Annotated in this window: 21 protein-coding genes; 15 read left to right on the forward strand and 6 right to left on the reverse strand. The window is 66.6% G+C overall.

Annotation, left to right across the window (positions count from 1 at the left end; all coding sequences use genetic code 11):
• The first annotated feature begins 6 nt into the window (after positions 1-6).
• From ABD974_RS04055 to ABD974_RS04065, 3 genes are all read left to right on the forward strand, one after another.
• Positions 7-1,617 (forward strand): peptide ABC transporter substrate-binding protein, encoded by a 1,611-nt coding sequence (locus tag ABD974_RS04055; RefSeq protein WP_345302010.1) that lies wholly within the window; start codon positions 7-9, stop codon positions 1,615-1,617.
• 89 nt (positions 1,618-1,706) lie between these two features.
• Positions 1,707-2,405, forward strand: a complete 699-nt coding sequence (locus ABD974_RS04060) for a VIT1/CCC1 transporter family protein (protein ID WP_345302011.1) — start codon at positions 1,707-1,709, stop codon at positions 2,403-2,405.
• Between the two features lie 4 nt (positions 2,406-2,409).
• Positions 2,410-3,324 (forward strand): ABC transporter permease subunit, encoded by a 915-nt coding sequence (locus tag ABD974_RS04065; RefSeq protein ID WP_345302012.1) that lies wholly within the window; start codon positions 2,410-2,412, stop codon positions 3,322-3,324.
• Between the two features lie 40 nt (positions 3,325-3,364).
• On the opposite strand, the gene ABD974_RS04070 is transcribed toward ABD974_RS04065, so the two are convergent.
• Positions 3,365-4,600, reverse strand: coding sequence for a hypothetical protein (locus ABD974_RS04070; protein WP_345302013.1), 1,236 nt, complete (start codon positions 4,598-4,600; stop codon positions 3,365-3,367).
• A gap of 200 nt (positions 4,601-4,800) precedes the next feature.
• Here ABD974_RS04070 and ABD974_RS04075 point away from each other — a divergent pair, with 200 nt between their 5' ends.
• Positions 4,801-5,172, forward strand: a complete 372-nt coding sequence (locus ABD974_RS04075; RefSeq protein WP_345302014.1) for a putative signal transducing protein — start codon at positions 4,801-4,803, stop codon at positions 5,170-5,172.
• 22 nt (positions 5,173-5,194) lie between these two features.
• On the opposite strand, the gene yihA is transcribed toward ABD974_RS04075, so the two are convergent.
• Positions 5,195-5,809 (reverse strand): ribosome biogenesis GTP-binding protein YihA/YsxC, encoded by a 615-nt coding sequence (gene yihA / locus ABD974_RS04080; RefSeq protein WP_345302015.1) that lies wholly within the window; start codon positions 5,807-5,809, stop codon positions 5,195-5,197.
• A gap of 130 nt (positions 5,810-5,939) precedes the next feature.
• Here yihA and ABD974_RS04085 point away from each other — a divergent pair, with 130 nt between their 5' ends.
• The 6 genes from ABD974_RS04085 to ABD974_RS04110 all read left to right on the forward strand — a co-directional run bounded on the left by ABD974_RS04085 (position 5,940) and on the right by ABD974_RS04110 (position 13,696).
• Positions 5,940-6,722 carry a c-type cytochrome gene (locus tag ABD974_RS04085; protein WP_345302016.1) on the forward strand — a complete coding sequence of 261 codons (783 nt, stop codon included), beginning with the start codon at positions 5,940-5,942 and terminating at the stop codon, positions 6,720-6,722.
• A 158-nt stretch (positions 6,723-6,880) separates the two neighbouring features.
• Complete coding sequence (locus ABD974_RS04090) at positions 6,881-7,528, forward strand: thiol:disulfide interchange protein DsbA/DsbL (RefSeq protein ID WP_345302017.1); 648 nt, start codon at positions 6,881-6,883, stop codon at positions 7,526-7,528.
• A 31-nt stretch (positions 7,529-7,559) separates the two neighbouring features.
• Complete coding sequence (locus tag ABD974_RS04095; protein ID WP_345302018.1) at positions 7,560-8,402, forward strand: thiol:disulfide interchange protein DsbA/DsbL; 843 nt, start codon at positions 7,560-7,562, stop codon at positions 8,400-8,402.
• Between the two features lie 22 nt (positions 8,403-8,424).
• Positions 8,425-9,249 carry an endonuclease/exonuclease/phosphatase family protein gene (locus tag ABD974_RS04100; RefSeq protein ID WP_345302019.1) on the forward strand — a complete coding sequence of 275 codons (825 nt, stop codon included), beginning with the start codon at positions 8,425-8,427 and terminating at the stop codon, positions 9,247-9,249.
• Between the two features lie 107 nt (positions 9,250-9,356).
• Positions 9,357-10,775, forward strand: a complete 1,419-nt coding sequence (gene hemN, locus ABD974_RS04105; RefSeq protein WP_345302020.1) for an oxygen-independent coproporphyrinogen III oxidase — start codon at positions 9,357-9,359, stop codon at positions 10,773-10,775.
• Between the two features lie 932 nt (positions 10,776-11,707).
• Positions 11,708-13,696 carry a S8 family peptidase gene (locus ABD974_RS04110; protein ID WP_345302021.1) on the forward strand — a complete coding sequence of 663 codons (1,989 nt, stop codon included), beginning with the start codon at positions 11,708-11,710 and terminating at the stop codon, positions 13,694-13,696.
• Positions 13,697-13,845: 149 nt separating this feature from the next.
• On the opposite strand, the gene ABD974_RS04115 is transcribed toward ABD974_RS04110, so the two are convergent.
• The 3 genes from ABD974_RS04115 to ABD974_RS04125 form a co-directional block, all read right to left on the reverse strand.
• A complete protein-coding gene (locus tag ABD974_RS04115; protein WP_345302022.1) occupies positions 13,846-14,841 on the reverse strand; it encodes a copper resistance protein B in 996 nt (331 codons plus the stop codon).
• Positions 14,838-16,661, reverse strand: a complete 1,824-nt coding sequence (locus ABD974_RS04120; protein WP_345302023.1) for a copper resistance system multicopper oxidase — start codon at positions 16,659-16,661, stop codon at positions 14,838-14,840. The genes ABD974_RS04115 and ABD974_RS04120 overlap by 4 nt, the downstream gene beginning before the upstream one ends.
• Positions 16,662-16,769: 108 nt before the next feature.
• Entirely contained in the window at positions 16,770-17,255 is a 486-nt protein-coding gene (locus tag ABD974_RS04125) for a CopL family metal-binding regulatory protein (RefSeq protein WP_345302024.1), read from the reverse strand.
• Between the two features lie 274 nt (positions 17,256-17,529).
• Here ABD974_RS04125 and ABD974_RS04130 point away from each other — a divergent pair, with 274 nt between their 5' ends.
• From ABD974_RS04130 to ABD974_RS04150, 5 genes are all read left to right on the forward strand, one after another.
• On the forward strand, positions 17,530-18,147 hold the full coding sequence (locus tag ABD974_RS04130; RefSeq protein ID WP_345302025.1) for a hypothetical protein: 618 nt from the start codon (positions 17,530-17,532) through the stop codon (positions 18,145-18,147).
• A gap of 111 nt (positions 18,148-18,258) precedes the next feature.
• Positions 18,259-18,657 carry a hypothetical protein gene (locus ABD974_RS04135; RefSeq protein WP_345302026.1) on the forward strand — a complete coding sequence of 133 codons (399 nt, stop codon included), beginning with the start codon at positions 18,259-18,261 and terminating at the stop codon, positions 18,655-18,657.
• Between the two features lie 266 nt (positions 18,658-18,923).
• Positions 18,924-20,039, forward strand: coding sequence for a ligand-binding sensor domain-containing protein (locus ABD974_RS04140; RefSeq protein WP_345302027.1), 1,116 nt, complete (start codon positions 18,924-18,926; stop codon positions 20,037-20,039).
• A 222-nt stretch (positions 20,040-20,261) separates the two neighbouring features.
• Positions 20,262-20,882: a hypothetical protein gene (locus tag ABD974_RS04145; RefSeq protein WP_345302028.1), complete on the forward strand. Its 621-nt coding sequence runs from the start codon at positions 20,262-20,264 to the stop codon at positions 20,880-20,882.
• Between the two features lie 78 nt (positions 20,883-20,960).
• Positions 20,961-21,548: a hypothetical protein gene (locus ABD974_RS04150; RefSeq protein WP_345302029.1), complete on the forward strand. Its 588-nt coding sequence runs from the start codon at positions 20,961-20,963 to the stop codon at positions 21,546-21,548.
• Positions 21,549-21,581: 33 nt separating this feature from the next.
• Here the strand turns inward: ABD974_RS04150 and ABD974_RS04155 are convergent, their stop codons facing one another.
• Positions 21,582-23,141 (reverse strand): hypothetical protein, encoded by a 1,560-nt coding sequence (locus ABD974_RS04155; RefSeq protein ID WP_345302030.1) that lies wholly within the window; start codon positions 23,139-23,141, stop codon positions 21,582-21,584.
• Between the last annotated feature and the right edge of the window lies 1 nt (position 23,142).

Here is a 23,142-nt window from a genome sequence, read left to right on the forward strand (position 1 = left end):
TCGTCGATGATCCGGATTGTTGCCGCGCTGCTCTGTCTGTGTTCCATCGGGGCGGCGCCGGTCTCGGTGGCGCAGAGCCGGGCTGCGCAGGGTCCAGCACGGTCGACGACGCAGCTGGAACGCGGCAACGGCCCGGAGCCGTCGACGCTGGACGCGCACAAGTGCCAGGAAGTCGCCTGCGGCAACGTGCTGCGCGATCTCTACGAAGGCCTGGTCGCCGAAGACGCCGCCGGGCGTCTGATCCCGGGCATGGCCGAGCGCTGGACGGTGTCCGCCGACGGCCGGCTCTGGACCTTCCATCTGCGCGCCGGGTTGCGCTGGAGCAACGGCGAGCCGCTCGACGCGCCGCAGATCGTCGCGAGCTTCCGCCGCGCGTTCGCACCGCAGACCGCAGCGCCGTTCGCCGAACAGTTCGATGCCGTGCTCAACGCCGCGGCGGTGCAGGCCGGGGAGATGCCGGCGATGCGCCTCGGCATCGATGCGCCCGACGCGCGTACCGTGCGCATCCGCACCACCCGCGCGGTCGGTCTGCCCGCGCTGCTGACCCTGCCGATCGCGTTTCCGGTGTATCTGCCCGCGGTCGAGCGCCACGGCAACCAGCACACCCGGCCGGGCCGGCTGGTGAGCAACGGCGCGTACCGGTTGGCCGCGTGGACGCCGCAGGCGAATCTGACGGTCGAGAAGAATCCGCGATTCCACGCCGCCGCGGAGGTGCGCATCGCGCGGGTGCGGTTCCACGTCACCGAGGACGCCGCCGCCGAGCTGCAGCGCTATGCCGCCCGCGATCTGCACATCACCGAAACCCTGCCGCCGCAGCCGTTGCCCGCATTGCGCGAACGCTTCGGCGCGCAGATCCGGATCTCGCCCTACATCGGCGCGTTCTGGCTCGGCATGAATGTCGTGCGGCCGCCGCTGAAGGACAATCCGCAACTGCGCGAAGCCCTGTCGCTGGCGGTGGATCGCGACAGGCTCACGCGTTACGTCACCGGTTTCGGCGAAACGCCGGCCTACGGCATCGTGCCGCCCGGCCTGCCGGGCTACGCGCCGGCGCAGTTGCACTGGGCCGGTTGGGACCAGGCGCGGCGCGAGGCGCGGGCACGGGCGCTGTATCGCGCCGCCGGATACTCGGAAACGAATCCGCTCACGCTCGAACTGCGTTACAACACGTCCACGCCGCACCGGCGCTTGACCCTGGCGGTGGCGGCGATGTGGCGCGACACCCTCGGCGTGCGCGTCCGGTTGCGCAACGAGGAATGGAAAGTGTTCGTGCAGAACCGTCGCCAGCGCGCGATCACCCAGGTCTTCCGCGGCGGCTGGATCGGCGATGTCGCCGATCCGCGCAACTTCCTGGCCGCGTTCGCCGACGACGGTGCGCTGAACTGGCCCGGTTACGACGACGCGCGCTACCGCGCGCTGTTCGCGAAGGCCGATGCCGCCCGCAGCGAACCCGCGCGCAACGCCTGGCTGCGCGCCGCCGAGACCCGGCTGCTGCACGGGCATGCGCTGATTCCGCTGTACTTCTACACGTCGAAGCATCTGGTCGCGCCGCAGGTGCGCGGGTTCGAAGCGAATCCGCTGGACCGGCATCCGTCGCGATGGCTGGCGCTGCGCGAATGAGACGCGACTCCGGCCCTCGCCGCGACGCGCAGTACACTGTCCGCATCGCGACGCGGTCCCTCCGCGTGCCGCCTTCACTGGAGTGACCGATGCGCCGCTGGCACCTCGAAACCCATCGTACCGATCGTGTCGGCTGGCTGCGCGCTGCGGTGCTCGGCGCCAACGACGGCATCATCTCCATCGCCGGCCTGGCCGTCGGCGTGGCCGCGACCGGCGCGACCACCGGCGCGGTGCTCGCCAGCGGCGTCGCCGGCATCGTCGCCGGCGCGATGTCGATGGCTGCGGGCGAATACGTTTCGGTGCAATCGCAGGCGGACACCGAGAACGCCGACATCGCCAAGGAAATGCGCGAGCTGGCCGAAGAGCCCGAGCACGAGTTGCTGGAACTCACCCACATCTATGTCCAGCGCGGGCTGACGCCCGATCTCGCGGCGCAGGTCGCTCAGCAGCTCACCACGCACGACGCGCTGGCGGCGCACAAGCGCGACGAACTGGGCATCACCGATGCGCTCAGCGCGCGGCCACTGCAGGCGGCGCTGGCCTCCGCGGCGGCGTTCACCGTCGGGGCGCTGTTGCCGATCGCCGCCGTGGCGTTGGCCCCGGCCGGCCGGATCGAACCGGTCACCTTCGTGGCGACCCTGCTCGCGCTGTTCGGTTCCGGTGCGCTCGCCGGCTGGGCCGGCGGTGCGTCGCCGCTGCGCGGCGCGCTGCGCGTCGGCTTCTGGGGCGCGATGGCGATGGCCGCCGCGGCGCTGATCGGCCGTCTGTTCCACGTCCAGCTCGCATGATCGGATGAAGCGGTTCGCCGGGCGCCTGCTCGAAGCCCTGTTGACGCTGTGGCTGTTGGCCACGCTGTGTTTCGTCCTGTTGCGCGCCGCGCCCGGCGGGCCGTTCGACACCGAAAAGGCGGCGCCACCGGAAGTGCAGGCCGCGCTCGAAGCGCGCTATCGCCTCGATCGGCCGCTGGTCGCGCAGTACGGCGCATGGCTGGGCGATGTCGCGCGCGGCGATCTCGGGCCTTCTTTCCAGTATCCCGACTACACCGTCAATCAACTCGTCGCCCAGGCGCTGCCGGTGTCGCTGCTCAACGGCGGCCTCGCGCTGCTGCTGGCGCTGCTGCTCGGCGTGCCGCTGGGCGTGTGGGCGGCGCTGCGCGCGGGCGCATGGGTCGATCGCGCGCTGATGCTGTTCGCGGGCCTGGGACTGGCGGTGCCGAAGTTCGTGGTCGCGCCGCTGCTGGTGCTGCTGTTCGCGGTGACCCTGCAATGGTTGCCCGCGGGTGGTTGGGGCGAGTGGGACAACATCGTGCTGCCGGTGATCGCGCTGGCGTTGCCGAACCTCGCCTACTGCGCGCGCCTCACCCGCGCGTCGATGCTGGAAACGCTCGGCGCCGAATATCTGGTCGCCGCCCGCGCCCGCGGCCTGTCGGAGGCGCGCCTGCTGTTCGCGCATGCGCTCAGGCCGGGGCTGCTGCCGGTGATCGCCTGGCTGTCGCCGGCCCTGATCAACATCGTCACCGGCTCCGCGGTGGTCGAGCAGGTGTTCGGCATTCCCGGCATGGGCCGCTATTTCGTGCAGGGCGCGTTGAATCGCGACTACACGCTGGTGCTCGGCGTGGTGCTGGTGGTCGGCGCGCTGATCGTCGCGATCAACGCGCTGGTCGACGCATTGCGCGCATGGATGGATCCGCGGCTGCGCGACGCCTGACCGGCGCGATGTCGCGCATCGCGCCGGGCGGCCAGGCCGCCTACTCCCAGGTGACGCTGAGATTGCTCAGGTAGACGGTGTAGTCCTCTTCCGAAGCGGTGGCCGTGGCGATGAAATAGCCGGTCTCCTGCGTCGGGAAGGTGTAGCCGCCGTTGAAGTAGCTGTTGCCGTTGTAGAACCCGTGGATGATCGGGGTGACGATGTCCATGTAACCCGGGGTGACTGCGTACTCGATTTCGCCCTTGTCGGTGACCGCGATCCTGAAATGGTAGAGCCGGTTGTTCTCGAGCTGCGCCTGTCCGCCGCAGCGGGAGACGTTGTTGCCGGTCGGCCAGAAGGCTTCGAGGCGGACGGTCATGCCGCATTTCTCGAAGGCGCCGATCGCGATGCCGAGCGCGTGGTGATTGCGCGCGAGATTCGAGACGTTGTCGATGTTGCCGAAGTCGATGTCCCAGCGCCCGTGCAGGCCGATCGCGATGTGGTCCGACTGCGGCTGGTCGAAATAGTCCGGCGACCACAGATCGAATTCCATGACCTGTGTCGTCGCGCCGGCCGGCTTGAACGTCGACAGCACGGTCTTGTAGCCGAAGTAACCGTTGCGGAAGGTCGTGCCGGTGCAGGTGTTGTTCTGCAGCGGCGTCTGCTGGCAGCGGCGGGTGAGGATGTGGCCGTTGGGCAGCAGCGGGAAACCCGGCGTCCCGCTGCTGGCGTTCGGCGGCCAGTACAGCGTCGTCCTCGGGACGTAACCCTCGATGTGATCGAAGGTCCAGCCCTGGGCGATCAGCGTGTTCTTCTCGCTGTCGCTGGTGACGAACTTGTGCACCCGGTCGGCGTTGAGACTGCCGCGCGACAGGCGGTACAGCGGCAGCGAACCCGGTACCGGCGACCTGTACAGATAACCGGTGATGCCTTCGTAGATGTAGCCGAGTGCCTGCGCGTCGGCCAGATCCTGCGGGAAGTCGGTGATGAAGAGGTGTTCGGTCTGCGGTGCGCCCTTCACGTAGCGATACATCGGCTTCGTGTGCGCCTGCGGCGTGCGTTCGAGATAAAACGCCGTGCGCAGGTTCGTGTATCCCGCGCCGTTCGTCGAACTGAGCGCCTCGGCGTAGTCCATCGTGTAGAGGTTGTCGGTGATCGAGGGGCTGTAGGTTTCGTAGATCGCGGAGAACGGCGGCGCCGGCGTGTACGGCGTCGCGGACGCCATCCACGGCGCAAGGACGAGCAGCGCGCAGGCGGCGAGTCTGCCGAAGGGGCGGTGCGGGAGAGGCAGGGTCATGAGTCGGGGGGCTCGGGCAGGGAGAAGGTCGGAACGCATCCGTCGACGCGCGGCGCGTCGTCGACCTTCATGACAGCGGAATCCGCGACGGGATCGGATCATGCGCGTCGGATCATGCCCATCCGCCATGCGCATCGGCCGTCGCGATCGCGCGCCCGCTCCGATACGCTGTCCGCTGCCCACCACAACGCGAGGCCCGCATGATCATCGCCTACCGCGCCGCCAACATCGCCGATGCCCATCTCGTCCGCCAGATGCTGGAGGCCGAAGGCATTCCGGCCTTCATCCAGGGCGAATACCTGCAGGGCGCGGTCGGCGAACTGCCGGCGAACACCGAGATCCTCGTGCGCGTGTCCGACGACCGTTACGACGACGCCCGCGCGGTGGTCGCGGAGTGGGAAAGCGGCGAGCCGGTGGTCTTCGACGACGATGAGGACGGCGAAGATGCGACAGCGGCCGCGACCGCGCCGACCGCCAAGCGGTCCGCGATCCGGTATTTCCTGCTGTTCGTCGCGATCGTGGTCGGCGGATCGGTCGCGATGATGCTGTTGCAGCGCCTGGCCGAAGGTTGAACCGGCGACCCGTGTGCGGCGGTCAGAGCCCCAGCCACTCCGCCACCAGCTTGCGCAGTTCGTCCACGCCGACCTTCGATTCGGCCGAGAACGTCTGCACGCTGACGGTGTCGCCGTACTGGCCCTGCAGGTCCCGGCGGACCGCCTGCAGCACGTTCAGGCCGGCGCCGCGGCCGAGCTTGTCGGCCTTGGTCAGGATGGCGTGGACCGGCAGTCCGCGTTCGGCGGCGTAGGCGATGATCTGGCGGTCGTAATCCTTCAGCGGGTGACGGATATCCATCACCACCACCAGTCCCTTCAGGGCGATGCGGCTGCCGAAATAGCTGTCGAGGAATCCCTGCCAGTGCGCCTGCAGATCCTTGGGCACCTTGGCGTAGCCGTAGCCGGGCAGGTCGACGAGGTAGCGGCCGTCGTGCGGCGGCAGGTTGAAAAAGACCAGCTGCTGGGTGCGCCCGGGGGTTTTCGACACCCGCGCCAGCGCATTCTGCTGGCAGAGGGCGTTGAGGGCGCTGGACTTGCCGGCGTTGGAGCGGCCGGCGAAGGCCACTTCGGCGCCGCCGTCGGGCGGCAGCTGGCGCGGGTTGTGGGCGGCCAGCAGATAGTCGGCGCGGGCGAACGGGTTCGGAGGGGTAGCCATGGGCATAGGATCGCACGGCCGGACCCCGCTGCCGTTTGACCCTGCCCCGGCCGCCGACCATAATTTCCCGGTTTCGGCCTGCGGGCGGCCTGTCGCCGTTCCCGTGCCCCGTCCTTTTGGAGTGTTGAGCATGCGTCACGCCCGTGCCTTCGGTTTTGCCGGTCTCGCCGTTCTCGCGGTCGCGGCGGCCGCCGCCATCGCCCAGACCACGGTCACGCCCGTGCCCGAAGCCGCCCCGGTCGAGAGCGCCCCGCTCGACGCCGCTGCCGCTGCCGCCGCGCTGGCCACCGCCAAGGGCGGCGACCCGCAGGCCGGCGCGACCAAGGCCGGCGCCTGCGCCGCCTGTCACGGCCTGGACGGCAATGCCACCGACCCGACGCTGTACCCGCGCCTCGCCGGCCAGAGCGAGCGCTACATCGCCCGCCAGCTGACCCTGTTCAAGACCGGCGAGCGCGCGAACCCGATCATGCAGCCGTTCGCCGCCGCGCTCAGCGCCCAGGACATGCGCGACATCGGCGCCTACTTCGCGACCCACAAGTCGGGCGCCGGCATCGCCGACGACACCGTCATCGCCAGCGGCCCGAACCAGGGCCTGAAGTTCTACGAAGTGGGCCAGAAGCTCTACCGCAGCGGCGACACCACCCGCGGCATTCCGGCCTGCATGGCCTGCCATGGCGCCGCCGGCACCGGCAACCCGGGCCCGGCCTATCCGCACGTCGGCGGCCAGCAGTCCTGGTACACCGCCCGCCGCCTGCAGGAATACCGCGCCGGTACCACCACCGAGAAGGATCCGACCCTGTTCCATGTGATGTCCTCGGTGGCGAAGTCGCTCACCGACGAGGAAATCCAGTCGCTGTCGAGCTACATGCAGGGCCTGCATGCGCGCCCCGAAACCGGCGGCGGCAAGGGTTGATCCGGCCACGGGCCCGTTCTCCGCGCATGCGGCGACGCGCCTGAAAACGGATGCTTGAACACGAACGCCGGCACGGACATGCTCTGAGCCGGCGTTTTTCGTCTGCCGTCCCCCTCTTTTCTCCCCGTTCCGTTTCCATGTCCCGCAGGATGCCTCCCATGACGCGTTTGCTCGCCTGGTTGTTGCTGTTGGCCCTTCCGCTCACCGCCTGCGCCCAGGCGCCGGCCGGCCCGCCGCGGGTGGGCCTGGATTACGAAGTGCTGGAGGGCGGGCAGCGCTGGCAGCAGGCCCCGGACGGCAAGATCGAGGTGGTCGAGGTGTTCGCCTACACCTGCCCGCACTGCGCGGATTTCCAGCCGATGGTCGACGCCTGGAAGAAGACCAAGCCCGCCGACGTGAATTTCGTCTACCTGCCGGCGGCCTTCGATCCCGAAGACGCCTACGCCCGCGCCTATTTCGCGGCCGATCTGGCCAAGGCGGTGCCGAAGATCCACCAGCCGCTGTTCGATGCGATCCACGAGCAGGGCGCGCTGCCGCGCAGCAACGCCAGCATCGACGAACTGGGAACCTGGTTCGGTCAGCGCGGTCTGAACCGCGCGAAGATGGTGGCCTCGATGCGATCGAAGGACGTCGACGCGCGCATGGCCCGCGCCCGCGCGTTCGCCGTCGCCAATCGCGTGGGCAGCACCCCGACGCTGATCGTGAACGGCAAATACATCGTGCGCGCGCGCCGGCTGGAAGACCGCTGGCGCGTGGTCGATGGTCTGATCGCCATGGAACGCGCCGCGGCGAAGAAAACGCCCTGACGCCCCCGGAATCCCCACTGGAGAAAGATCGATGAAGCGACACCTGATCCCCGTGCTGCTGGCCGCGTTCGTGCTGGCCGCATGCACCGGCAAGAAGGAAGAAGAGACCGCCGCACCGGCCGCCGCGACCGAAGCGCCCGCGGACGACGCGGCGACGCTGGCCGCCGCCGAAGCGGCCGCGAAGGCGTCGGCCGACCCGAACGCCGCCGCCGCCCCGGCCGATGCCGCCGCTGCGCCTGCCGCGCCGGTCGATCCCGCGCCCGCCGCCGCCGACGGCGCGATCCCGGGCCTCAAGCTCGGCGTGGATTACGAGATGATCAAGGGCGGCCAGCCGTTCGAACCGCTGGCCGGCAAGATCGAGGTGGTGGAAGTCTTCAATTACGTCTGCCCGGCCTGCGCCTCGTTCCAGCCGCTGGTGGTGAGCTGGAAGAAGACGCTGGCGCCCGACGTGCGCTTCACCTACGTGCCGGCGGCCTTCGGCGGCAACTGGGACCAGTTCGTGCGCAGCTTCTACGCCGCGCAGACGATGGGCATCCTCGAGAAGGCGCACGAGCGCACCTACGACGCGATCCATCTGGAGAACCGGCTGAAGGGCGAGCGCGGCGACGACAGCGACGCCGACATCGCGGCGTTCTACGCCCAGTTCGGCGTCGACGCCAAGCAGTTCGCCGGCAACATGAAGAGCTTCGCCGTCACCGGCAAGTTCAACAAGGCCCGCCAGTACATCATCCAGCAGCAGGCCAACAGCACGCCGACGCTGATCATCAACGGCAAGTACCGGGTGACGGGCCGGACCTGGGAAGACCGCCTGCGCATCGCCGACGCGATCATCGCCCACGAGCGCATGCGCAGCGTCGCGCCCGCGACGCCCTGATCGCCCGGTGTCGGAGCGAGGAATGGATGCGCCGGCTGCGGCCGCCCTGGCCGCCGTCGCAACGGCGACCCGACGGCTGCGGCTGCTGAGCGCCAACATCCAGGCGGGTGCCAGCACCCGCCGCTATGCCGACTATGCCACCCGCAGCTGGTCGCACGTGCTCCCGCTCGGCGACAAGCGCGGCTCGCTCGACACCATCGCCGATCTCGTCGCGCAGCACGACATCGTCGGCCTGCAGGAAAGCGATCCCGGCAGCTGGCGCTCCGGCTTCACCAACCAGACCCATTACCTCGCCGAGCGCGCGGGTTTCGACTACTGGAGCCACCAGCCCAACCGCAACGTGGGCGTGGCCGCTTCGAATCGCAGGGTCGGCGTGGTCGCGGCCAGCGCCAATGCGCTGCTGTCGCGGATGGAGCCGGTGGAGGTCGAGGATCACCCGTTGCCGGGTCGCCTTTCGGGCCGCGGCGTGCTGATCGCGCGCTTCGGTCGCGATGCCCACAGCCTGACCGTGGCGGTCGCGCATCTCTCGCTGGGCGCGGGCTCGCGCCGGTCGCAGTTGGCCTTCATCGGCGAGCGTCTGCAGGACCATCCGAACTCGGTGCTGATGGGCGACTTCAACTGCACGCCGGAACAGCCCGAGATGGCGCTGCTGTTCCAGCGCACCCGGCTGCAGCCGCCCGCCTGCACCGTGCATACCTTTCCGAGCTGGCGCCCCCAGCGTGCGATCGACCACATCCTGGTCGCCGACGGTCTGGCGTGCGCGGGCATGCGCGCGATGCCCGCGGCCTGGTCCGATCACCTGGCGCTGTCGGTGGATCTGGACGTGCCGGAATCCCTGCTGGTCTGAGCATTTCCGCTGCAGTGCAGCATGCGGCAGGGCTTCGCGCGGCGCGCCCGGCGTTGTTGATTTGAGTCAATGCGGCATCGCGGGCCTCCGCCTAGGCTGTGCGAATGATGCCCGCTCTCGCTTTCGACGCCGACCTGCTGCGCCGCTACGACCGGCCCGGCCCGCGCTATACGTCCTACCCCACCGCACCGCAGTTCCACGCGGATTTCGGTGAGGACGCGCTGCGGCGCGCGATCCACGACAGCAACGGCGACCCGATCCCGCGCCGGCTGTCGATCTATGTGCACGTGCCGTTCTGCCTCAGCCCCTGCTTCTATTGCGGCTGCAACCGTGTGATCACCCGCGACAAAACCCGTGCCGACGCCTACCTGACCCACCTGTGTCGCGAGATCGCGGCCATCGCCCCGCTGTTCGATCGCGATCGCGAGGTCATCCAGCTGCATTTCGGCGGCGGCACCCCGAATTTCCTCAGCCCGACCCAACTGCGCTGCATGGTCGACGTGCTGAAGCGGCATTTCCGGTTCAGCGATGCCGCCGATCGCGACATCTCCATCGAAGTCGATCCGCGCACGGTGCTGCCGCAGGACATGGCCGAACTGGCCGCGGCGGGGTTCAATCGCGCCAGCCTCGGCGTGCAGGATTTCGACCCGGCCGTCCAGGAAGCGGTGAACCGCATCCAGGGCGTCGAACAGACCCGCGCGGTGGTGGAGGCCTGTCGCACCCACGGCTTCCGCTCGGTCAACATCGATCTGATCTACGGCCTGCCGAACCAGACCATCGACGGCTTCCGGCGCACGCTGGAGACGGTGATCGCGATGCGCCCGGACCGCCTCGCGGTGTACAGCTACGCGCACCTGCCGGACATGTTCAAGGCCCAGCGCCAGCTCGACGCCAGCCTGCTGCCGGATGCGGAGACCAAGCTGGCCCTGCTGCAGCTCGCGATCGAGACCCTGACCGCGGCCGGCTATGTCTACATCGGCATGGACCACTTCGCGCTGCCCGACGACGAACTGGCGCAAGCCCAGGAACGCGGCGGCCTGCACCGCAATTTCATGGGCTACACCACCCACGCCGACAGCGATCTGATCGGACTCGGGGTGAGCGCGATCAGCCATCTCGGCGACAGCTACAGCCAGAATCCGCGCGACCTGCCGAGCTGGCAGATCGCATTGGACGAAGGCCGCCTGCCGGTGTTCCGCGGCATGTTTCTCAGCGAAGACGATCAATTGCGCGCCGATCTGATCCAGCGCCTGATGTGTCAGGGCGAGATTCCGGTATCGGCGCTGGAACGCCGCTACGGCATCGAGTTCGGCGTCTACTTCGCCGACGCGCTCGCCCGGCTGGAACCCTTGGCCGAAGACGGCCTCGTGGTCATCGGCGACGAACGCATCGACGTGACCGCCCGCGGACGCCTGCTGCTGCGCAATATCGCGATGTGCTTCGATCGCTATCTCCCGGCACCGCAGGCGCCCGCCACCGATGTCGGCGGGCAGGAGCACAGGCCGAGATTTTCGAAGGCGATCTGAACGTCTGCTCCGAATCCCGGCGAGCCCGCAGGATCGCCGGTAGAGCGGCCTGACCCGCCATTCGGCTGTTGAAAACCGCGCCGTTGAATCGTCGCGGGATGACCGGCATGGCGGTCTGAAGGTCGCTCTGCCGGCCTGTGCGCCGGAGATCTCGAACAGACTCCGAGCGCGATATGGATGCTCGATCGAGCACCGCCGAAACGATTGAAGACATCCGATCTTCGCGATGACGCGAACGCTGTCGTGTGCGCGCATGCGCACGAAACGCGATGCCTGATGGCCATGAAAGCAGCGATGGATTTTCGAACAGGATCGGCGCGCGATATAGACGATCGATCCAATCCCGCAGCAACGATTGAGCATGCGCGATGCTCGCGTCGACGCGAAGTTTTTCATGCGCGGGAAGTGCGATCGTGGGCGCAAAAATATGGCGCATGAGTCGGTAGGTTGATGACGCCGAAGCTCGCGCGATCAGGAGATCGCAATCATGCTTGCAGTGCCGGCAGGGGATTGAAGGCGCTTGTTCCGCACATCCCGCATGTCCGGCTGGAACATCGAACAACAGATCCCGGGTGCGTCGATCGAATGCATCGAACGAATGTATCGATCGAAGCGCGTTGATCGAAACGCATCGTGACACGTCACATCGTTCGCCATTGACAGTTTTTCCGGATTCGCAGCCGATCGTTATCGGACGTTCGCCGACAGCCCGCACATCGCAACGGAATCGCCACAACACGCACAAGGAGGTGACGGCCGTCGGGATACGGCTCCGGACGGATGCCTGTCTGCGCTCGACCATCGCACACGCCGGCTGTGCGCGTTCCGATCGCGACGCGCTTGCGGTTACCGGCGACGGCGATGGCGATGGAGGTAAGCCCGCGCGGTGCGATCGCGCGCCAGAGCCCACCATCACTCAGGAGTGAGGCACCATGCAAACAGGAATCATGGCAGCACCGACGATGCCGGCGTACGACGATTGCGGCCGCCCGTTTCCGCGTCGCCATCGACTCGAGATCGCGTGCGCAGTGGTGATGGCGGCCGCTGCGGGCGTTGCCGCAGCGCAGGATCCGGAACTGGGCAGAAAGGCGATCGAGCGGGTGGCGGAGCGCGAGGGCGTGAGCATCGACGAACTCCGCGTGCACGACTCGGCCAGCGCCAATTTCGAGCTGCAGGGCCGCGGTTATCACGGTTTCAAGATCGAATCGACGAAGGATGGCGCGATCTACGCCATCGCGCTCGACGATGGCGCGCAGGAGGTCGACCCGACCGCATTCGAGGCCGAGGAACAGAAGATCTACGAACAGAAGTACGCGCGTCTCGACACCGGCCTGGTCCGGCTGGTCGACAGCATCCCGGCCGACGAACGTGTGCCGGTGGTGTTCTGGCTGGATCGCGTGCGCGATCTCGGCCTGCGGCGGCCGCTGTTCGCATCGGTCGAGGTGCCTTCCGACAAACCGCTCGCGGAGCCCGGCGACGACAGTGCGACCGTGCGCGAAGTGGAAGCCCTCTACGCGCGACTGGACGCCGAGAATGCCGATATCGCCAAAGCGTCCACCGCCGCGCTCACCGGCAAACTGAGCGAACTCGGCTACGAGCCGGTGCCCGATGCGCTGTCGCCCGCGGTCTCCGCGATCGTGCCGGCCGGCGAACTGCGCGGGCTGAGTCTGTCCCCTGGCGTGTCGCGCGTGTACGTCGACGAAGAATACGAATCGCTGCTCTCGATCTCCGGCAACTCGGTCGGCGCCTATCAGGCGCACATGGTCGGCAACACCGGCCAGAACGTGCGTACTGCGCTGGTGGAAGTGGGCGGCACGATCCAGGCCGGCAATCCCAATCTGGCGGGCGTGGCGCTGGAATGGCCGAATCCCGGATGCACCAACGGCCATGCCACCGCGGTCGCCGGCGTGATCCGCAGTCATCATGCGTTCCAGCGCGGTATCGCGCGCAACGCGCTGCTGTGGTCCGGCGGCGCATGCATCGGCATCCAGACGTTGCTGGAGGCCAGCAGCAATCGCGCGGTCAGCTGGGGCGCATGCGCGATCAACCTCAGCTTCGGCGGCAGCATTTCGAGCAGCCCGGGCTCGTTCGAGCGTTTCTACGACAGGATCGTGCAGGACCAATGGCGCACGGTGGTGGTGGCGGCCGGCAACGGCGGCCTCGGCAACCGGGTGCTCAATCCCTCGCAGGCCTACAACGTCATCGCCGTGGGCGCGTTCAACGACCGCGGCTGGCCGTGGGCGATGGCGCCGTTCTCCAGTTCGGGCGATCCGGTGTCGATGCACGGCGATCGCGAAAAACCCGAAGTCGTCGCCCCGGGCGTCGGCATCGTCACCACGCTCGGCACCGGGCTGACCGGACCCGCGGGCGTCAGCGGCACCAGCTTCGCCGCGCCGATCGTCACCGGCGCCGCCGCATTGACCATGCGCCGGAACGGTTGGCTGAGCATCTGGCCGGAATCGGTCAAGTCGATCCTGATGGCCACCGCCACCACCAATCTCGAAGGCGCGGCGCGCCTGAGCGAACACGACGGCGCCGGCGGAATCAACGCCAGCTTCGCAGATCAGGTCGCCGGTCATGCCAACGGCACCTGGGGCGGCACCGGCTACAGCTGCGCGTCGCCGGTGCAATGGATCGTCAGCAGCGTTTACGTGCAGGCGGGACGGCGCGTGCGCGTGGCGATGGCCTGGGACGCCAATCCGGCGGCGCCGAATTATTCCTCGCGACCCGGCGCCGATCTCGACATGCGCATTCTCGGCCCGACAAACGCGATCGTGGCCAGTTCGCTGAGCTGGGACAACACCTACGAGATCGTGGATTTCGTCGCGCCCAGCACCGGGAGCTATAAGCTGCGCGTGCACAAATACAGCTGCCAGTACACGCCGAAATGGCTGGGTTGGGCGTGGGCACTGATGCTCTGAGTGCGGTCCGCCTCCCGTCGCACATGGGCGATGCGAGGCGGTTGCGGGGCGCCTGCGCGCAGCGCCGACGTTTGTGCCCCCCTTGGGGCCGGCCGCCGCCGGAAAGGATTCCGGCGGCGGCCTTCATCGTGCGCAGCGTGCCCTTCAGATCAGAACCAGAAGCGCAGACCTGCCACCACCCGCGTGTCTTCCGCGGCTTCGCCTTCGTCGCGGCGCAGATCGGCGGTGTCGCCGAAGCTGCGTTCGTGGACGATGCCGACGTAGGGTGCGAACCGGCGCGTGATCTCGTAGCGCAGGCGCACACCGGCTTCGATCGTGGACAAGCCGGCGCCGATGCCGCGATCGCGGTCGTCGCGCGCATGCCATTCGGCCTCGATTAGCGGTTGCAGGATCAGCCGATTGGTCAGCAGCACGTCGTATTCCGCTTCGACCTGTGCGGACAGACGGCCCGAGGCGTCGAGATACCCGGTGGCCTCGACCTCGAACTTGTACGGCGCCACGCCGATCACGCCGAGCGCCGCCGCGGTGCGCGCGGGTCCGGGGCGGGTCTCGTGACGCACGCCGGCGACGACGTCCCACCAGCGCGCGAGCGGCCGGCCGTACAGCAGTTCGATGTCCGCCGCGGCGGTGCGTCCGTCCTCGCGTTCGCCTTCGCTGCGCAGCCACAGCTTGTGCGCGTCGGTGCCGATCCAGCCCTGCGCTTCCCAGGCCTGGCCGCCGCCATGGTCGTTCCAGGCTTCGAACCGATCGAACAGCAGCGTGCCGACGACGCGATCGCCGTGGTCGTGGCCGTGCGCCGGCGCGCGTGCGGCCGCGCGGTCGGCGTCGGTGATCGGCGGAATCGGGGTGCGCGGCGCCTGCGCGGCATCCGTCTCGTGCTTCGCATGATCCATCGCGGCATGATCCATGCCGCCGTGGTCCATGCCGCCGTGCTTCATGTCGCCATGCTCCATGACGGAGTGATCCATCGTGGAATGATCCATCGTGGAATGATTCATGGCCGAATGATCGACGGTCGGCGCGGTCTTCGGTGCGGGTTCCGGCGCGGGCGTGTCGTGCCGGTGCGGCTGCTGGGCATGTGCGGTCGTCGTTGCGAGCGCGAGCGCCGCGGCGAGGGTGGCGATGCGATGGCGCATGATGTTCATGCCTCCACCCGCACTTCGCGCATCATGCCCGCTTCCATGTGATAGAGCAGATGGCAGTGGTAGGCCCAGTGCCCGAGCGCATCGGCGCGCACGCGATAGCCGCGTTTCGTGCCCGGCGGCATGTCGACGGTGTGTTTGCGCACCAGGAACTCGCCGTGCTCGTCCTCCAGGTCGCTCCACATCCCGTGCAGATGGATCGGATGGGTCATCATCGTGTCGTTGACCAGCACGATGCGCATGCGCTCGCCGTAGTTGAGCCGCAGCGGTTCGGCGGACGCGAACGGCTCGCCGTCGAACGACCACGCGAAGCGCTCCATGTGCCCGGTGAGATGCAGTTCGACCGTGCGACCGGGGGCGCGGCCGTCCGGATCGTCGAACAGGCTGCGCAGCATCGAATACGTCAGCGTCGTGCGGCCGTTGCCGCGCAGGCCGATGCCGGGATCGTCGAGCTTCGGCGCCGGCGCCATGGTCTGCATGTCGACCAGCGGATTGCCGGCTTCGCTGGCGGGATGGGCCTGCATCGAGTCCTGCATGGAATGCTGCATCGACCCGTGCATCGAACCATGCATGTTGGCGCCGCAGCCGCCTTCCATGCCTTTCATCGGTGCGCTTTGCATCGACGACATGTCGTGGCCCGCGTGCTCGCCGCCATGCGTCATGCCCCCATGCCCCATGCCCCCATGCCCCATGTCGTCCATCGTCAGGATCGTGCGCGCATCGACCTCGGGCACCGGCGCGCGCAGGCCTTCGCGCACCGCCAGCGTGCCGCTGACGTACCCGGTGCGGCCGATGTCCTGTGCGAAGAGCGTGAACGCATCCTGCCCCGCGGGTTCGACGATCGCATCGAAGGTTTCCGCCGGCGCGATCCGGAATTCGTCCACGCTCACCGGATGCACGGGCTGGCCGTCGGCCGCGACGATCCTGAGTTTCAGGCCGGGGATGCGCACGTCGAAATGGGTCATCGCCGAGCCGTTGATGAAACGCAGCCGCACCTTTTCGCCGTGCGCGAACAGACCGGTCCAGTTGCCCAGCGAGGTCGTGCCGTTGATCAGGTAGGTGTAGGTGTGCGCGTTGACGTCGGACAGATCGGTCGGCGTCATCCGCATCTCGCCCCACAGCCGGCGGTCTTCCAGCGTCGCCGCGAGGCCGTCGCGCTTCGCGTCGCGCAGGAAATCGCCGACCGTGCGCTTGGCGTAATTGTCGTGCCCGGGCATCTTCTTCAGCCGCGCGTACAGATCGGCCGGCGCCAGATCGGTCCAGTCGCTGAGCAGCACGACATGATCGCGCTGGCAGTCGAACGGTTCCGGACCGGCGGGATCGACGATCAGCGCGCCGTAGAGGCCGGCCTGTTCCTGGAAGCCGGAATGGCTGTGATACCAGTAGGTGCCGGACTGACGCAGCTCGAAACGATAGCGATACGTTTCGCCCGGGCCGATGCCGTCGAAACTCATGCCGGGCACGCCGTCCATGTTCGCCGGCAGCAGGATGCCGTGCCAGTGGATCGAGGTCTGGCGACCGTGGATCGATCCAGGCCGCAGCGCGTTGCGCACGCGCAGCTCGACCGTGGTGCCTTCGCGCCAGCGCAGCGTCGGCGCCGGCACCGAACCGTTGACCGCCACGCCGGGGCGGATGCGGCCGGTGAAGTTCACCGGCAGTTCGTCGATGACGAGATCGAAATCGGTGCCGGTCAAGACCGGCACGCGCGGCGCGGCCGCGCCCGCGCGCGGCCAGCCGAACGCGGCCAGCGCGCCGCCCGCGGCGAGGCCCTGGACGAAACGGCGACGGGTGAGGCCGCCCGAAAAGGAAGAAGAGGAAGACATGCGATGCTCCACCGCCGCGATGCGCGAACGCGCGCCACGGCCGGATCGAACGGAACGGAATGCGCGCGATGCGCGCGACGACGGCGCCCCGATGGGCGCGACACGCGTTCAGGCGATGGGAGGTCGGATCGGATGCGGCAGCGACGGCGTCGCGTGCGATGTGTTGCGGGTGCGCGTATCGGCGATGCGTACGCCGGTGGGCAGGGACAGCGCGGGCGGCATCAGCACGGCGAAACCATGGCTCGCGCAGGCGCAGCTGCAGGCGTCGTCGCATTCGTCGTTGCCCGTATCGCCGGCATCGTTCGCGTCGTCGGCCGGCAGGTCGTGATGCATGACGGTATCCGCGTCATCCGCCGCCGCCATCGCCACCATCTCGGCGCAATGCGCCTCGGCCTTGGCCTGCGTCGGGGCCGCGGCGTGCGTCATGCCCGGTGCGTGCGCGATGACCGAGGTGTGCGTCATGGCCGAGACATCGGCGCCGGCCTTGCCCGCATGCCCGCAGCTCCCGCGTACCGACGCCATCGCCGCACCGACCCCGTTCGCCACCAGGGCGAAGCAGAGCAGGGCATGCAGCAGGAGCCGGGCGGGGCGCATCCGGGAAGTGTACCCCCGTGCGGCGACGGTTGGTTAAGGTGGCCACACGCCCCATCGCCGTCGTCCCGGCGAAGGCCGGGACCCCGCGTTTGTGCTTCGGCGGTTTCGGCAGCGACCGCTTCAGATGCCGTGCCTTCGGGCATCCAGCGACCCGCTGCGATGCGATCAATTTGATTGATCGTGATGGCGTTGACAGTGTGTTGGCGGGCGGATCAGACTCGGGTGATGGCCGTTTTTCGGGTCTATTCGTTATTAGGCCGAGGATGGAGCCGTAATGCGTATTCCGGAAAAGACGATCGAACTAAACCTTTGCAAAGACCTTCCAAGGTTATGGAAGAAGGATGTGCTGTGGTTCGGTCTTACCCAGAAGCAAGAGGCCCGTGCAGGTTTTGACGCTTGCGCAAAGATCGGGGCCAAGCTTCTCTTGCTTCAGTTCAAAGCTTCAAATCACTACGTTGGAAGTGCCCATCGCTTTCATGGTCCGCATCATCAAATGCAAGCCCTGCGTGACAGGGTTAGGTCCAAACGGCTTGTTTACTATGTCTTTCCCGCCGTAGGTTCAACCCATCATCTAAAGGGTCCAAACTCAATCGTTAAAGGCGTGCAGTTTCTTGACGTTGCTAGCCTGCCTGCCATTATTCCTGTGCCCCTGGCTAATGGGAGAAGAACGCCGCGCGTCAACATGCGCCACTATATTGACGTCTATACGGGCCATGCAGTTATTCACTCAGACCCATTTCAAGTGCGCCTTGAATCGCCGGAGGGCTTGTTCACAGATTTGGAACCTATAAAAGTTTCCCTGGCAGATGAATTTGAAGGCAACTTCCGCTCGTTTTGGCGTTTCATATCAGAAGTTCGACAAAGAGGGATGTACGGCGTTGCCGCGGTCTAACAATTTTTCAAAAACGTACCTGCATCGTGGCAACATAAGTGTGCTTTACGCTACGCTCACAAACAGTCGCCGCCGGGCTGCGGGGCGGCTTAATTCAGGCGTTAGGCGCCAATGTCAGAAAAAATAGTGATTCTAGAAGACCACGAGATCGAATACTTGATCGGTCTGATTTGCGAGGAGGAAGGCTTTCTGCCAGAAATTCCAGAAATTCTTCTCAAATTCGGAATCAGCAAAAATGAAGCCATAGACCGCTCTATTTCTGTTTTAACGTCACTAATACGCGGTGGAAATTCTCTGATTGCGATTTTAAGAACAGCCGGTCCTATCGAGCTATCGCTTGAAGATTCTGTTGACATCGTGAGCGATCCGGCTGTCTGGCAACGTCGCACGGATTGGAGCGAAGCACCTCTTTACTGTGCCGTGTTCACGGAGATAGGGCATGAAAATTGGTCCTCTGGCGAGATTGGAAAAATATCCACATCCAGATCGCGTGAACTCTTCCGCAAGTAGCGAGCAACCCGACTAAGGCCGCAGGCCGCGCCCGGGAATTCAGAGATCACTGCGATCTTTGTCCCGGGCAAGCGCCTTGCGCTTACCCGGGCTACGGGGCTGGTAACAAACCAAGCGACCATCGCGCGCAACAGATCATGGCCTAACCATTCGTTCGAGACGGTCCCGCATCGTGGCGTCGGCCAAGTGCCTAGGCTACGCTAACGCGCGTCCGCCGCCCCGCTATAGAGCGGCCTAACTCAAGCGTCAGGCAGACCGAGGCAATCGTGAAGAAAACCGGAAGAATGCATGCCAGCAGGACGATCCTGCTGGCGATTGTGCTGCTCGGCGCTTGCTCGTGTCAGGGATCTTCAGCAGGAGACGGAGGCCAGGTGTCGTCAGGCCGTGCGCCAGAAACGAGAGCGAGGACATGCGAGACGAAGTCGCGCCTCACGTTTACCAGTGGGATCAGAACCATTTTCGAGGACAGCAGAGGGCGATTCTGGTTCGGAAGCCATCAGGAAGGCGTGGCGCTGTGCGATGGTGGAGCGCTCACCTACTACACGGTGAAAGAGGGGCTGAGCGACAATCAGGTCAGGACCATTCAAGAAGATCAGGCCGGGGTCATCTGGTTCGGCACAGGAAACGGAATCACCAGCTTCGACGGAGACACGTTCAAGATTCATGTCGGGAGCAACAACGGGCTTGCGCACCCTGACCACGTGGGGACATGGCGCTCGGCGGTCGGCGACCTCTGGTTTCACGGCGATAGCGAGATGCGTCGAGGCTTCGATGGACAGGGTGTGTATCGATATGATGGCCGGTCGCTTTCGTATCTGGCCTTGCCCTTGCCGGAGACGGTCGACAAGGAAAACCCCTACTTGGTCACCGACATTGTGAAAGGCCGGGGCGGAACGGTCTGGATCGCCACCTTTCCGGGAGTATTCAAGTACGACGGACATTCGTTCACGCTGATCAGCGACGACACCGTGGGCATCGAAGCTGGAAGCGAACGGCTGCATGTGCGCAGCATCTTCGAAGACAGCCGGGGAGATCTCTGGATCGGAAACAATGGGCTCGGGGTTCTGCGCTACGATGGCAAGACCGTCTCCAACTTCACCAACGCGCACGGACTGAGCATCAGGGAGAAAGGGCAGAGTCGTTCGCTTGGTCGGATATTTTCGATTGCGGAAGACGCCGCCGGCAACATCTGGTTTGGAACACGGGACAACGGTGCGTGGCGCTTCGATGGCGAGTCGCTGACGAACTTCACCATTCAGGACGGACTGACCAGCAATATGGTGTGGACCATCTATCGCGACAAGCGGGATGCCCTGTGGTTCGGTATGGGCGACGGCAGCGTGTCTCGATTCAACGGCGATTCGTTCGACAGGATCTACTGACAGGCCCGGGTGGGCTCGACTAGCAGGTAGCTCGGGTAAGGCCAAAGGCCGCACCCGGGAATTGATAGAGCATGGCGATCGTGCTCCAAGGTACGCGCCTCGCGCTTGTCCGGACTGCGGGGCTTCGGTTGATGTAGCCTGCAATTCCTGCTCCACCCAAGAGCTCGGGCCTGAAGGCCCTCCTGCGGGGGCATGCGGATTCGCTTGTACGCGGGATCATTCATGCCCATCCCTGCCATGGCGCCGACATCACCCCCTGCGCTACGCTGCCATCCCTCTGCCATCCCATTGCCGGGCTGGCTCAATCCAGGCGTCGGACCCATGCGAACAGCCATTTGCGCGCTCCTCCTCCTTGCCGTCGCGCCTGCGATCGCGTCCGACGGGATCGTGCCGACGAGCGATCCCGGCAGCGACTGCGTCGCGGCCGCCATCCATGCGGATTGGACCCCGCGGAATCGCCGGTACGATGAGGCCTATTGCGCCGTGAACGAAGCGCGCGATGCGTACGAGCGCTGCCTGCGGAATGCGTCGATGCACAAGGAAAAGTCGATTGCGTTTTTCACCGATCGATGCAACGCCGAGGACGAAGGCGCCTACGTCAGCTTCAATGGCCGGACGCACCATGTCCGGCGACAGCCCGGAAAGCCGCATCGCGATGTCCGATACGCCGGGACCTACAAGGGCGATGGCGTGGTCGTCCGCATCGTGCCGAGACGATTGATCGAGCGCCACGTCGACCCGTCGGACCCGCTGGATGCGACGGTGCGCTATGCGGTCGATGTCGAGATCCGCTACGGCGGCGAGACCGCAAGAATCGCCGCCGTTTACGACGATCAACGTTGATCGCAGGCGTTGCTGCGGTACGCCCGTGGCGGCGCATCGTCAGCCGCGTCAAACCCATCTTTCGACAAAAGGCTCATCATGAAATCGATACTGGTCTGTCTGCCCTTCCTGTTCGCATCGTTCGCTTCTCACGCTCAGGGTGCGACCGAGGCGGCAGATCCTTTCGATTCGATCTACGAAGAGGCCCGGTCGACGCTGCCGGACGTGCCCATCACGGACGCATTCTTCACGGTCGCCAAAGCCAGGTCGGCGTCCGGGAACGGCAGCTTCGACAACATCGGGCAGTTGGCCAACTATCTGGCCGACGACTATTCGCTGCATCTGCGCATGCAGCGGGAAATCGCCAAGCCCTACTGCAAGAACAAGGGGATGGAGATCGATCCATTTCTGGACGCGCTGGATCGCGTCAATGCGGGCGATGCGCAGATCGTCGAGAAGATCTATGCCCGCCTCGGCAACTCGTATGAACCCGTCTGGGCCATGCTCAAGGAGAGTGCATCCAAGAACACGGAAGGCTTCATGCAAATGATCGCGCGGGCGACGGATACGACGGAAGACACGGTCTGCGCGCACCTGCAGACGCATCCGGTCGAATCGGCGCAACGATTGGGCTACGCGAATCTCCGCGCATCGCGAAGCGAAATCCTGCGTACGCTCTCACCCTGATCGTCGACTGGCGATCTCGCGGTCCGCATCCGCTCACCGCCTCGCCAGCCGCGGCCACGCCCACGACAGCAGCAGCCATGCGGGCAGCAAACCGATGGCGTGGGTGGTGAGCGTCGCCAGCGGATGCGTGGCGACCGCGAACACGGTGGCGCCCTGCAGGCAGACGTAGACGGTGCCGATCAGCAGCAGTTCGAACGGCCGCGCGTTGCGGCACAGCGCGCCGAGGCACAGGCCCCAGCTGGCGATGGAGGCGATCGCCGCCAATGCCGCGAGCGCGGACAGCGGTTCGCTCGCGAGCAATCTCGCCAGCGCCGGCAGGCTCAAGGCGAACAGCATCGCGACGCCGACGATGAAGCGCGCGGCGAGCAGGCGGACCAGGATGTCCGGCGCGGTGAACACCAGCGCATGGGTGCCGTGATCGCGTTCGCGCAGCACGCCGCGCGAGAGCACGTCGAGCGGCAGTACCCAGGCCAGCAGCAGGCCGATGCGCATGCCTTCGGGCGCGCCGAACTGCGCGCCGAGCACGCCCAGCGCGGCCAGCCACCACCACACCGCGCGCTGGCGCAGCGCGAGCTTGAGTTCGGCGATCACCAGAATGCCCAACGGCCCGCGCGCGAACGGATCGAGCAGCCGATCGAACAGCGCATGCAGCCAGCGCGGGCCGCGCCCGGCACCAGCCGTTGCCTTCGCCTTCGACAACCCGCGCGCGGCGGCCCAGTCCAGCAGCGGCGCCGCCATCAGCGTGAACAGCATCGCCAGCGCCAGCCACAGCGCGCGGCTGGCCACGACCTTGCCGCCGGGTTGCCACGTCGTCCAGTCGAAGCGCACGGTGCCGGCATCGGCCGCATTGCCGCCGAGGTTGAAGCCGAACGGCAGCGGTTTGCCGGTCTGCGCTTCGCGCACGCGGCTGAACTCGCGCGCGGCGACCATCATGCCGCTGGGATCGCTGGTCCAGCCCTGCGGATCGGCTTTCGTCGCGCCGTCGTAGGGCGCCACGGACACCGTCAGCATCACCGTCCATACCACGAAGAACAGCACGTTGCCGGCGGTGCGGCGCAGCCACGGCACCAGATCGAACCAGATCGCGAACATCGCGGTCAGCGCGAGGCTCGGCAGGCTCAACAACACCAGCGGTTTGAGCAGTTCGATCAGATCGATGTGGCGGTCTTCGGCGCGCACCCACTGCGCGGCGAGCGCGACGACGATGCCGACTGCCGCGATCATCGCGAACACCGCCATGTGGCTGGCCCACTTCGCGAGCAGATACCCGCCGCGGGTCATCGGCGTGGTCACCAGCAATTGCCAGACGCGGGTGTCGATGTCGCGGGTGAGCGTACCGCGCACCAGATAGAAGCCGACGAGGTTGAGAAAGGTGCTGTAGATCAGGCCCAGGCCCATGCCGGCCCAGGCGCTGGAATAGCGGCCGCGCGAGCCGTCGACCAGCGACAGCGTGCTGTAACCGGATTCGATCGGCGGGAAACACCACCACGTCGCCCAGGCCATCAGCGCGAGCACCACCCAGAAGCGTGGCGTGCGCGTGCGTTCGCGCACGTCGGCGATCAGGATCGCGAAGAAGCGCTGCAGGGCGTCCATG

This window comes from Lysobacter hankyongensis (assembly GCF_039543145.1).
GTDB lineage: Bacteria > Pseudomonadota > Gammaproteobacteria > Xanthomonadales > Xanthomonadaceae > Lysobacter_I > Lysobacter_I hankyongensis.

Excerpts from the sequence above, each read along its gene's own strand:
- ABD974_RS04070 (WP_345302013.1), bottom strand. The coding sequence starts at position 4,600 with ATGACCCTGCCTCTCCCGCACCGCCCCTTCGGCAGACTCGCCGCCTGC.
- ABD974_RS04095 (WP_345302018.1), top strand. The coding sequence starts at position 7,560 with ATGAAGCGACACCTGATCCCCGTGCTGCTGGCCGCGTTCGTGCTGGCC.
- ABD974_RS04115 (WP_345302022.1), bottom strand. The coding sequence starts at position 14,841 with ATGAACATCATGCGCCATCGCATCGCCACCCTCGCCGCGGCGCTCGCG.
- ABD974_RS04150 (WP_345302029.1), top strand. The coding sequence starts at position 20,961 with ATGAAATCGATACTGGTCTGTCTGCCCTTCCTGTTCGCATCGTTCGCT.
- ABD974_RS04125 (WP_345302024.1), bottom strand. The coding sequence starts at position 17,255 with ATGCGCCCCGCCCGGCTCCTGCTGCATGCCCTGCTCTGCTTCGCCCTG.
- yihA (WP_345302015.1), bottom strand. The coding sequence starts at position 5,809 with ATGGCTACCCCTCCGAACCCGTTCGCCCGCGCCGACTATCTGCTGGCC.
- hemN (WP_345302020.1), top strand. The coding sequence starts at position 9,357 with ATGCCCGCTCTCGCTTTCGACGCCGACCTGCTGCGCCGCTACGACCGG.
- ABD974_RS04090 (WP_345302017.1), top strand. The coding sequence starts at position 6,881 with ATGACGCGTTTGCTCGCCTGGTTGTTGCTGTTGGCCCTTCCGCTCACC.
- ABD974_RS04135 (WP_345302026.1), top strand. The coding sequence starts at position 18,259 with ATGTCAGAAAAAATAGTGATTCTAGAAGACCACGAGATCGAATACTTG.
- ABD974_RS04130 (WP_345302025.1), top strand. The coding sequence starts at position 17,530 with ATGCGTATTCCGGAAAAGACGATCGAACTAAACCTTTGCAAAGACCTT.
- ABD974_RS04120 (WP_345302023.1), bottom strand. The coding sequence starts at position 16,661 with ATGTCTTCCTCTTCTTCCTTTTCGGGCGGCCTCACCCGTCGCCGTTTC.
- ABD974_RS04065 (WP_345302012.1), top strand. The coding sequence starts at position 2,410 with ATGAAGCGGTTCGCCGGGCGCCTGCTCGAAGCCCTGTTGACGCTGTGG.
- ABD974_RS04155 (WP_345302030.1), bottom strand. The coding sequence starts at position 23,141 with ATGGACGCCCTGCAGCGCTTCTTCGCGATCCTGATCGCCGACGTGCGC.
- ABD974_RS04055 (WP_345302010.1), top strand. The coding sequence starts at position 7 with ATGATCCGGATTGTTGCCGCGCTGCTCTGTCTGTGTTCCATCGGGGCG.
- ABD974_RS04085 (WP_345302016.1), top strand. The coding sequence starts at position 5,940 with ATGCGTCACGCCCGTGCCTTCGGTTTTGCCGGTCTCGCCGTTCTCGCG.
- ABD974_RS04110 (WP_345302021.1), top strand. The coding sequence starts at position 11,708 with ATGCAAACAGGAATCATGGCAGCACCGACGATGCCGGCGTACGACGAT.
- ABD974_RS04100 (WP_345302019.1), top strand. The coding sequence starts at position 8,425 with ATGGATGCGCCGGCTGCGGCCGCCCTGGCCGCCGTCGCAACGGCGACC.
- ABD974_RS04145 (WP_345302028.1), top strand. The coding sequence starts at position 20,262 with ATGCCCATCCCTGCCATGGCGCCGACATCACCCCCTGCGCTACGCTGC.
- ABD974_RS04075 (WP_345302014.1), top strand. The coding sequence starts at position 4,801 with ATGATCATCGCCTACCGCGCCGCCAACATCGCCGATGCCCATCTCGTC.
- ABD974_RS04060 (WP_345302011.1), top strand. The coding sequence starts at position 1,707 with ATGCGCCGCTGGCACCTCGAAACCCATCGTACCGATCGTGTCGGCTGG.